This is a genomic window from Endozoicomonas sp. ONNA2, from assembly GCF_024606365.1.
Lineage (GTDB): Bacteria > Pseudomonadota > Gammaproteobacteria > Pseudomonadales > Endozoicomonadaceae > Endozoicomonas.
The window spans coordinates 1-10,389 of the sequence record NZ_JAHHPO010000685.1 but is presented as its reverse complement, the minus strand read 5'-3'; the positions used below and the strand labels follow the sequence as shown (position 1 = coordinate 10,389).

The following is a 10,389-nucleotide window of genomic DNA, read 5'->3' as shown; positions in this document are numbered from 1 at the left end:
TGGTATAAAAATCAGAAAATTCCAGATTTAAGTGAGGGGTGCTGAATAGTTACAAAAATTATATTCAGGATTTACAACCTGCAGTCAAATCCCGTTTTACGGTTCAGCCGTTATTTTCCTTCCGCTTCAGCGGTTTGATTACGACAACAGACGTGCCAATATTGGACTATCTAACGATCAGGTACTGGCAGGAAGAACTGGCCAGCCATACTGAACACCATCAGGGAGCCGTGTGAATGTCACCGATTATAGAACTTATTGAGACCTCAACCCCTTACCTGGCCTTTGTGCTGACCCTCTTTGGATTGATTGTCGGTAGTTTTCTCAATGTGGTGATCCACCGGTTGCCCATCATGATGGAAAGGCAGTGGCAGCTGCAGAGCGAAGCTATTTTACACCCGGAAAAGATAGCGGAGCCCCTGCCTGCTTATAACCTTGTCGTGCCCGCATCAACCTGCCCATACTGCCAGCATAAAATCCGTGCCCGGGAGAATATTCCGGTCATCAGCTATTTATTTCTGAGAGGTAAATGCTCAGCCTGCCGGGTCCCGATTTCATTGCGCTACCCGGCCATCGAGATACTCAGTGCCCTTATGACGGTTATGATTGGTCTGACCTACGGGGTTACATTACAGACAGTGATCTTCTGTCTGTTCGGCTGGTCACTGCTGGCCCTGACCATGATCGACTTCGATAAACAACTACTGCCTGATGATATTACGCTCCCGCTGCTCTGGGCAGGCCTGATAATGAACAGCTTTGATCTGGTGGTACCCCTTGAACAGGCGTTGTGGGGAGCCATTGCCGGATATCTTTCCTTATGGAGTGTTTACTGGATATTCAAACTGGTTACCGGTAAGGAGGGCATGGGCTACGGTGACTTTAAACTGCTGGCAGCGCTGGGGGCCTGGCTGGGCTGGATGAAGCTGCCCCTGATTATTCTGCTCTCATCGCTGGTTGGCACAATTGCAGCGATACTGTTGATCGTCAGCAAACGTCAGGAACGATCCAACCCCATTCCCTTTGGGCCTTATCTGGCCATTGCCGGCTTTGTTGCCCTTATCTGGGGAGATCAATTAATTGGGGCTTATCTGCGCTTTTCGGGGTTAAACGGATGACCGCTGAACGCTCACAGCGGCCAAAGCAACCAAGCTCTCAGTCTACGTCCCCATTTACGGTTGGTGTCACCGGGGGTATTGGTAGCGGCAAGACGTCAGTGACTGAATTTTTTTCCAGCAAAGGCATTGATATTGTTGATGCGGACATTGCTTCCCGGGTGGTGATAGAACCGGGAAAACCGGCACTGTCTGACATTAAACGGCGCTATGGTTCAAAGATTCTGCTCGATGGCAATCTTGACCGAAGAAGATTGAGAACCATTATCTTTGAGGACGCCGATGAACGACAGTGGCTGGAAGGTCTGCTGCATCCACTGATACTGGATCAAATTATCCTTGAGCTGACCCGGGCTGAATCAAATTATGCCGTACTGGTTTCGCCGCTGATGCTGGAAACCAGCCAGCATGAATTGGTTGACCGGGTGCTGGTGGTGGATGTGCCGGAGAGTATCCAACTGGCCCGCGCCATGGCACGTGACCAGATGACCGAGAAACAGGCCCGGCAGATCCTCAATAGCCAGATGGAACGGCAAAAGAGAGTTGCCAGGGCCGATGATATTGTTGATAACAGTGGTTCCATAAGCCAGTTACACCGGTCATTGGAGCAACTGCATGAGTTTTACCTGAGCCTTGCCTGAGACTCTTTGAAACACGGGCGGTGAGTCAAACGCCCGGTCTCCAGCCATTTGTGATCGGGTAGCGGCGATCCCGACCAAACCCTCTTGGGGTAATCCTCACCCCAATAGCTGACTGGCGACGTTTGTATTCATTGATGTCCACCAGCCTCAGAACGCGGTAGACCGTATCCCGGTCAAACCCTTCCTGCACAATGGACTCGGCACTTTGATCCTGTTCAATATAGAGTTCAAGAATGCGGTCCAGTTGATCATAGGGCGGCAGGCTGTCCTCATCTACCTGGTCCGGGGCAAGTTCGGCAGAGGGGGGGCGGTCTATCACTCGCCGGGGAATCACATAGCCCCGGGTATTGCGATACTCACACAGTTTAAACACCAGTGTTTTCGGTACATCTTTCAGAACATCAAAACCACCGGCCATATCGCCGTAGAGTGTGCAGTAACCCACCGCCATTTCACTTTTATTACCCGTAGTAAGCACCAGGTAACCCTTCTTGTTGGAGATCGCCATCAGCATGACTCCCCGGCACCGGGACTGCAGGTTTTCTTCAGTGGTATCCCGGCCGTAACCGGCAAACTCAGTATTCAGGGTGTCCATAAAGGCATCAAACATCGGCTCAATCGGCAACACCTTATAGGCGACACCCAGCGTTTTTGCCTCTTCTGCCGCATCCTCAAGGCTCATATCGGAGGTGTAACGATAGGGCATCATCACCGCCTGAACCCGGTCTTTACCCAGGGCATCGGTAGCCACTGCCAGGGTCAGGGCAGAATCGATGCCTCCAGAGAGACCCAGAACGACCCCCTTAAAGCCATTCTTATTGACATAGTCCCTGACACCGGTCACCAGGGCGTCATAAACCCTTGGGCAAACGTCGGGGATTTCAGCAACCTCTCCCTGGTCAAAGGTCGCAGAGCCTTTATCGAAGGCAACGCAGAACAGCTCTTCGGTAAACCAGGTTGCCCCAAAAGCCACTTCACCATCACCGTTCATGGCAAAGGAGCCTCCGTCAAATACCAGCTCATCCTGGCCACCCACCAGGTTGGTATAAAGGACAGGAAGGCCCGACTCCAGACAGCGCTCCCGGACCACCTGCTGGCGCAGGGACTGCTTGTTCATATGGAAGGGTGATGCATTGAGGCTGATGATCAGGTCTGCCCCAAGTTCCTTAGCCCGGCGAACCGGCCCCTGGTACCAGAGATCTTCACAGATCAACAGGGCAATATTCAACCCTTTGCAGGCATAAATAGCCGTCTTCTGACCTCTGACAAAATAGCGTTTCTCATCAAAAACCTGGTAATTGGGCAGATGCTGTTTCCCGTAGCGAGCAAGAATCTCACCATCACGCAGCACCAGCGCCTGGTTTTCCAGACCATGGGCCCCCATCAGGGGGACACCGATAACAAGATCAATACCTTTAACCACCCTGAGTCGGTTCAGCGCCTGTTCTACCCGCACAATCAGACTAGGCCGCAGCAGCAGGTCTTCAGGCGGATAACCACAGAGGGTCAGTTCCGGAAAGACAATAATATCTGCATCCAGCTGATCTCGGGCCTGCTCGGCAGCCTCAACGACACTGGACGTGTTTCCGTCAATATCGCCAACCTCCAGATTCAGCTGGGCAATGACCATATTGATCTTTGCTGTCATAGAAATACTTGTCTATCCGTTACTAAAAACCTGGGATAATCAGGATTATGTGGGTTTATCTACATTGTCAACGCCACTGCTTACCGGAGTAAGGCTTACGTAGCTCTCTTGTAGGTCTTGTAGGGCTTGTAGGTCTTAACGCCGGGCTGTAACGTGGCCCGACGGGGTCGCCTGGACGAATCTGCCACGAATTTGGTTTTTCATTAGTGGCAGTGACAAGGTAGTAGCAACCATTGAATAAGGCAATAAAAAAGCAGATTAAAGAAAAGGCGGAATTGGTATTACCCATCCACCCCAAAATCAAAATCCATGCTCTTTGAAGGGGGTTGCATATAACTACCCTGAATAAAATCAGCGCCAAACTGCCAGACAGGGGTCATTTCTTCTGCGCTTTCAATACCAGGCACGATCACTTTCCGTCCACTGTGACTCAGGTCACGGATTATTTTCTGTAATTCCTGGGTATTACCACTGCTGAGGCCGTCCGTGAAGGAGTGGTCCAACTTTACCAGGTCAATATCAAGATTAGCAATCCCGTCCAGTGGATTGAGGCTACAACCAAATTCGCTGATTACTGTCTGGCACCCCATCGCTTTGAGAGCACTGAAAAAATCAGGTATCACGTCTGAGTAACGGGCCAGATTCTGTTCACTCAATTCAATGGCAACGGCACTCGCAGGAATGCCTGCAGTTTGCAGGGCAGCCTTCATCCATGGAATAAACGTATCATCCGTTGCAGAGCAGCCACCGACATGCAGCAACAGCCGGGTATCACTTCCCTCTTTTCTCTTGGCCATCAATGCTTTACTGGCTTCAATCAGTTGCCATCGATCCAGCTTGTTCCACAGAGTGATTTTTTCCAGTTTTGGCCTGAATTCCGTGGCCTCATGTTCCTTTCCTTCCTTGTCGGTCAGGACAAAAGATACCTCATAATACTCAGCAGGAGAGCCTGCAAGGGAGATCACCGGTTGATAACTCAAGCTGATATTTTTGTCCTTTATCGCCTGACTAACCATGCCGACCAGCTGCTTTTCAACGGAATGGTTCGGGCTGACTTTACGCTTCTGGTAAAAGCACAGTTGGTTGCCACCTTGCTTTTGCGCCAACACCGTGGCTTGACGACTCTGGTCAGTCAATACCTTAACATCGCTGACGGTATCGCTGAGAATAACCGCTCCTATTGACAGCTTGACTGGCAACTGATGTTGATCAATGACAATATCCTCACCTGTCACGGCCGTCAGCAAACTGTTTATCAGTGCGGTAATGTCCTGTTTTTCACCTTCGCGAAGCAGAGCAGCAAAGTTCGCCCCCCCCATGCTGGACACGTGATGCCTGGCGTCAAGCTGTGAAGTTATCTTTTTCGCAACCGATTTAAACAGTTTCTGGCTAACCTCTATACCATGCTGCTCATGAGTGGCTTTCAGGGTTTCAAGATGGAGATAACATAGTGTTGACTTTCCTTTACCTTCTACCGCTCTTTGCATGGCAATAACCAGCGCCTGATCGAACAGTTTTCGGTCAAATAGCCCTGTTTCGGTGTCCGGCGCTGACTTTTCCAGGGTTTTATCCACTGAGTCCTGCTCACCTTCTTCCTCACAGCGCCTAATCTGCAAACTAAGTGTAAACTCACCATTAAATGACGTCGGTGAGATCACTATGGAAACAGGCAATTCTGAGCCATTATGAGCGACTAAAGGGCATTGAATGGCCGCCAGTGCCTGACCGCTTTCTTCAATTCCCGATAGAAATGCTTCAACCTCCTGCTGATCTTTGGTAATGATCAAATCCCTGAACAGCTTTCCATCCAGTGATTCCTCTTTTGCAAGCCCCAGCAGTTTGATAAATGCAGTGTTAGCAAACCGGATGCGTCCATAATTAATGTATACGACCGGATCAACCTGGTCATCGAGCAATAATTGACGCTGCTTTTCTGATTCATGCAAGGCCACGCTCATGCGTCGATGGTGTCGCCTGACCTTCAGGTCTTCGAACTCTTTCAGGGCAACCGTCAAAAGGTGTTCGTCTTGCCCCAAGGGAATAACTGCACGGGCACCCATTTGAATAAGCGACAGTTCATTGGTTTCATCATCCGGGTTTTTCAAGATGATACCGGGCAAATCAATGCCTTTCTGATTAATATCATCAAAGATTCGGGAATAAGTTAATGGCTCGGGAGGCTCTGCCATCAATAATAGGTCCCAGTGCTTTTGTCCGGACGTGGCTTCCGTGAGATCATCCGTCGAGTTGATCTGTTTTGCCCGAGTGGAATAACCAGACTCACGGAAAATATTCAGGAATGCTTCTGCTTCCCTGGTTGATGAGTCAATAATTAAAAAGCGAATTAAGTCCTTGTCGCCCAATGCCATGGTTATGTTTCCCTGTTGTTCTTGGAAAGCTATCGGCAGTTTCTTGCACAATTGTATAGCGCCAAGATGATTGTCAGTCATCCTGTTTTGTTCGCCATGAACCATTACTGAACGACATTGGTAGACATTGGTGAAAGTCTTAAAGGGCCTGACCCGGATAAGATCAAGATTTCATCGGATTTTCGACCAGCATGGAAGGAAAAGCTTGAACCATGGGGTATTGAACGCATTGATAAACTCTCCCCAGTGGGGAACAACCAGCAACGGATTAACTGGCTGTACAAGCAGGTCGACATATATCTGTTCTGGACATATATCTGTTCTGAATGGTTCCTCACTTTATTTATACGAAAGAGGAACTTTTAATTTATTTACATGCCGCTGGCAAATATGGCAGAGGCCAAACCGAGGTCGGGGATATTGTGGCATCAGCTATACGGCAAGCACCGATGCTGGAACACCATCAACTATCCGGTGCATGGTGTGGCACGGTTGCAGGTAGTTAATGGTGTTGTTTCACGGGGGACTGCCGATATTGATAAGTACATGACGGCTGCTGTCGTCAGTAAAAAGAAGCAGGTTCGGGGAATCAGCGTGTTGGCCTGATTTACCAGATAGAGAACAATGCCATCATTTCAGTGGTGATTAGAGCATGGGGCGATTTATGTTACTAAGCAAACACCATGATAGTCATGTCCGCTACTGGCTATTGGCTGCCATGACAGGAGTATGGCTGTCATGCCTGGCTGTCCATGGCAACGCAGCGGGCAGGCAAGTTGACCAGGAGTTTGGCAAGATAGAAGTTGAATTTCGCAATGAGTCCAGTGGCTTGATCTGGGCCTACCCCTGTGAAACCTGTCTGCCAAAACGATTGGTCTTTGACCAGCGGTTGCAAGTGGGCAGGCTAGGCGCAGGTAGTCAGGAGGCAACCTTGCAGGACTTGCGTGACCTGGAGGACTCCCCGGAGCAGCCTGCGTTGGTGATCTGGATTGAAAATACGGCTCAAGCCTTGCAGGTTATGTTGATCACACCACCGCAGAGTTCGGCACCGGAGTAAGGACTGTCAATGGTGTTATTGCCTGATAAAAATATCACCCGTCGTATATATGAACATTGGCCAGAGCACGAGTGGGCATAACAACAGAACAGTGGATAAAAATGTCAGGAATGTTTAGCAACGATCATTCAAAATATGAATGTTCAGAATACTCGCAGACAAGCTCTCGATGGTTATGGATGTCAGGGTGTTTTCTGCTCTCCTTGATTTTATCTTGTGAACTGGCGGCAAATGATATTGATCTGTTTGTTGCCGACCTTCCCACTGCAGCCCAGCCCAATGTGATGCTGATTATGGATACATCGTCGAGCATGCACACGAGGGATTGGGTATGTGGTGTTTTTGGATGTCAGCCTTCTGGCGCCTCCCGCATGGATATAGCCAAGCGAGTGGCCAAGGACTTTATCAGTGATGCACAGAATATCAACATCAGTGTAATGAGATTTAACTATGATGAGGGCGGCCGCGTTATATTCGCATCTGAAGATATTGACACTGGCCGAGAGAGAGCCATGAATGCCATTGATAGTTTGGGTCCCTGGGGCTTTTCACCAATGGCTGAAACGTTGTATGAAGCCTATCTTTATTTTTCTGGGCAGAACACAAAATTCGCGTGGAACTTCTTTGGAAGCGATTTCAATGCCTATTTGACACTAGGCGGGGCTTATCGTTCCCCCATTGTCACAGAATGCCAAAAGAACAATATCATCTTGCTGACTGATGGCGCACCTTCCTATGATACCAGTGCTGATGTCGACATTGAGCGGTTGATCGCGGGTAAGACCATGCCAAGTCATTTGTACCATGATTGCCACCAATGCCTTAATGAAATTATCTGGTATATGGCCAATTACGATGTTAACAGCCATTTTAATGACGACCAGAACGTCCTCTTAAGCGTTATTGGCTTTGGTGATATGGATCAATGGTCGTCAGATGTACTGGCCAATTCCGTCCGTGCCGGTAACGGGCAGTACTACCGGGCCGAGGATGCTGACCAGCTGAGTCAGGCGTTTGCCGATATTATGGTTCGGGTCAATTCGGAATCCACCTCATTTGCCGCACCGACCGTCCCCGTCAATGCGTTTAACTCCCTTGAGTCCACCGATGAACTTTTCTACACCGTTTTTGCCCCTGGCTCTGGGCCAGACTGGACGGGCAACCTGAAACGTTACCGTTTGGGTGATGATAATCAGATATACGATGCCAACGGGAGTCTGGCCATTGATCCGGTGACTGGCTTTTTTTCTGACACTGCCCAGAGTTTCTGGAGCACCGCCCCGGATGGCAAAGTCGTTTCAGCCGGGGGGGCTGCGGCACATTTGGATCCGGACCGACCGGTTTATACCAATTTAACTGGCGATAAGGATGTGGATCTGTCAAACGATCGGAATAGGGTCTTCGAAGGCAATGTTTTTGCTTTTTCTGACGGCATGCTGGGCGTTACTGGCTTACTTGAGAAGATGTCGCTGCTGCAGTGGGCACGGGGCCTTGATATTGATGACGACGATGGCGATGGTACATTGATAGAACCACGGTTCAGTATGGGTGACCCTATTCATACTCAGCCGGCCATTGTGACTTATAACCCTTGGGGGTGGGATGGTCGTGTGGATAAAACCGTTTTTTTTACCACCAATGATGGTTTTCTCCATGCTGTGGATGCCCACACTGGGTACACTAATTTCTCGTTCATTCCCAGGGATTTGCTGGGCAACCTGCGAATGTACCGGGAGGGGACGGTTCGCCCGGCGATATCCGGTGCGCCAACATCGGATTCACAGTGTGTGTGGAATTACCAGGTACCCGGTGCCTGTGTGCCGGCCCGTTATTGTGAATACAGGTTTGAGTGGGGAGATGGACCCCTGAGCGATAGTTGTCGTCTTATCCCCCCGACACCCACGAACGATGATGAGTGCGATTGGGATTGGTCAAGAGCAAGGTGTGCACATCCTGAGTATTGTGAATGGGATTATAACGGTATGTTGGTCGGCAACTCTGTTTGTGATATCAGACCCAGGCATGAATGGCCAGCTCCACCACCGGAGCCCGACCCTGGCAGAGCCAAAGTATATGGCATGGATGGACCAATAACTGTCTTTTTCAGGGACTGGAACGGCGATGGCAACATAACGGATGGTCATGGGCATGCTCACTTATTCCTGACCATGCGCAGGGGGGGCAGTAATATCTATTCTCTGGACGTCACTCACCGGGGTGCCCCGTGGCTTAGATGGGTTATCAAAGGGGATTTAGATTCCAATAACATGGCTGACGATCCAGCCAAGAATCCCGACTTTCCGGAGTTGGGGCAAACCTGGTCAAAGGCGCAGTTAACGAAGGTCAAGTGGCGGGGGAGTGAACGGTACGTGTTACTGTTTGGTGGTGGCTATGACGAAGATGCTGATCAGCAAGTGAGAATTGAGGAAAACGACATAGGCCGGGCAATATATATGGTCGATGCCTATACCGGTGAAATGCTTTGGCATGCAGGCAAAAACGGTAACCTGACCATCTCGGAAATGAAATACAGTATTCCGGCAGATCTGACATTGGTTGATATAAACCAGGATGGCCTGGCCGATTTTTTTTATGCGGTGGATATTGGCGGTCAGGTGTTCCGTATTGATATCAATCACAATAACAGCGCGGCCTGGAATTTCGCCAGCGGTGGTCTGATCGCCCAATTGGCAGGTACGTCTGAAGTGGATGCCCGGCGGTTTTTTGAGGCACCCACTGTAGCCGTTGACAGCAATCGCGAATATCTCAATATCGCCATAGGCAGCGGTACCCGCCCCAGCCCCATGAATACGGTGGTGAGTGATCGTATGTATGTGATTCGTGACCGCAATATCTTTAACAAGCCGACCACTTACCGGTATTTCAACGGTGGGGTCATTACTGAGTGGTCACTGCACGATGCGACCTCCAACATCATTCAACACGGTAACCAGTGGGATAAAAATGCGGCACTGAGCTCTTTGAGCGGAGCTGCTGGCTGGTTTATGGTACTGGAAGATCCCGGCGAGAAAATCCTGGGCCGGGCCTCACTGATCAATGGCATGCTGCTGTTTAGCTCTTTTGTTCCGCAAGTTTCCGATAATAGCTGTAATCCGGGCGTTGGGCTCAATTATTTTTATGCCGTGAGTATTGAGGATGGTACCAGCGCATTGAATGTGTCCGCTATGGAGCATATGGGCTCGCACGGTAGACGAATGATACTGAGCAGTCGCTCCATTGCGCCTCAGCCCTCTGTGATCTCCAAGGGCGCAGGAATGCAGGTGTGCATCGGTTCTGAATGTCTTGTCGGCGATGACCAGCGTTTGAAACCGGACAACCTGGAACGTATCAAGCGAAGTTTCTGGAGAGAAAACCGTTGAGTAGAGGGCGTACCCTGGCGATCTGGTGAGTACGAACAAACCATGAGAAAACTCACCAGAGTAGCCACATATAATGGCTAAGGAATTGCCCCGGAATAACTTCATCATTTTATTCACTCCTCGGAAATGCCGCCGCCCGCTTCCCGCCACCCGCTGCCCGCAAAAGCACAAGTGGTTCC

At 49.9% G+C, this 10,389-nt stretch carries 7 protein-coding genes; 5 read left to right on the top strand and 2 right to left on the bottom strand.

What is annotated here, in order from left to right:
* Positions 1-236: 236 nt before the first annotated feature.
* On the top strand, positions 237-1,118 hold the full coding sequence (locus KDK14_RS12005; protein WP_257265361.1) for an A24 family peptidase: 882 nt from the start codon (positions 237-239) through the stop codon (positions 1,116-1,118).
* Complete coding sequence (coaE, locus tag KDK14_RS12000; protein ID WP_257265360.1) at positions 1,115-1,756, top strand: dephospho-CoA kinase; 642 nt, start codon at positions 1,115-1,117, stop codon at positions 1,754-1,756. The genes KDK14_RS12005 and coaE overlap by 4 nt, the downstream gene beginning before the upstream one ends.
* Positions 1,757-1,781: 25 nt before the next feature.
* Here coaE and KDK14_RS11995 read toward each other — a convergent pair whose 3' ends face one another.
* Both KDK14_RS11995 and KDK14_RS11990 read right to left on the bottom strand, forming a co-directional pair.
* On the bottom strand, positions 1,782-3,404 hold the full coding sequence (locus KDK14_RS11995) for an NAD+ synthase (protein ID WP_257265359.1): 1,623 nt from the start codon (positions 3,402-3,404) through the stop codon (positions 1,782-1,784).
* Positions 3,405-3,685: 281 nt separating this feature from the next.
* Complete coding sequence (locus KDK14_RS11990) at positions 3,686-5,854, bottom strand: EAL domain-containing protein (protein WP_257265358.1); 2,169 nt, start codon at positions 5,852-5,854, stop codon at positions 3,686-3,688.
* A 309-nt stretch (positions 5,855-6,163) separates the two neighbouring features.
* Between KDK14_RS11990 and KDK14_RS11985 the strand changes: the two genes are divergently transcribed.
* The 3 genes from KDK14_RS11985 to KDK14_RS11975 all read left to right on the top strand — a co-directional run bounded on the left by KDK14_RS11985 (position 6,164) and on the right by KDK14_RS11975 (position 10,210).
* Positions 6,164-6,379 carry a hypothetical protein gene (locus KDK14_RS11985; protein WP_257265357.1) on the top strand — a complete coding sequence of 72 codons (216 nt, stop codon included), beginning with the start codon at positions 6,164-6,166 and terminating at the stop codon, positions 6,377-6,379.
* Positions 6,380-6,437: 58 nt separating this feature from the next.
* Positions 6,438-6,830, top strand: a complete 393-nt coding sequence (locus KDK14_RS11980) for a hypothetical protein (protein ID WP_257265356.1) — start codon at positions 6,438-6,440, stop codon at positions 6,828-6,830.
* 203 nt (positions 6,831-7,033) lie between these two features.
* A complete protein-coding gene (locus tag KDK14_RS11975; protein ID WP_257265355.1) occupies positions 7,034-10,210 on the top strand; it encodes a pilus assembly protein in 3,177 nt (1,058 codons plus the stop codon).
* Positions 10,211-10,389: the final 179 nt, after the last annotated feature.

Bases quoted from the DNA above. Each gene is read 5' to 3' on its own strand.
- KDK14_RS12005 (WP_257265361.1), top strand. From the start codon at position 237: ATGTCACCGATTATAGAACTTATTGAGACCTCAACCCCTTACCTGGCC.
- coaE (WP_257265360.1), top strand. From the start codon at position 1,115: ATGACCGCTGAACGCTCACAGCGGCCAAAGCAACCAAGCTCTCAGTCT.
- KDK14_RS11995 (WP_257265359.1), bottom strand. From the start codon at position 3,404: ATGACAGCAAAGATCAATATGGTCATTGCCCAGCTGAATCTGGAGGTT.
- KDK14_RS11990 (WP_257265358.1), bottom strand. From the start codon at position 5,854: ATGACTGACAATCATCTTGGCGCTATACAATTGTGCAAGAAACTGCCG.
- KDK14_RS11985 (WP_257265357.1), top strand. From the start codon at position 6,164: ATGGCAGAGGCCAAACCGAGGTCGGGGATATTGTGGCATCAGCTATAC.
- KDK14_RS11980 (WP_257265356.1), top strand. From the start codon at position 6,438: ATGTTACTAAGCAAACACCATGATAGTCATGTCCGCTACTGGCTATTG.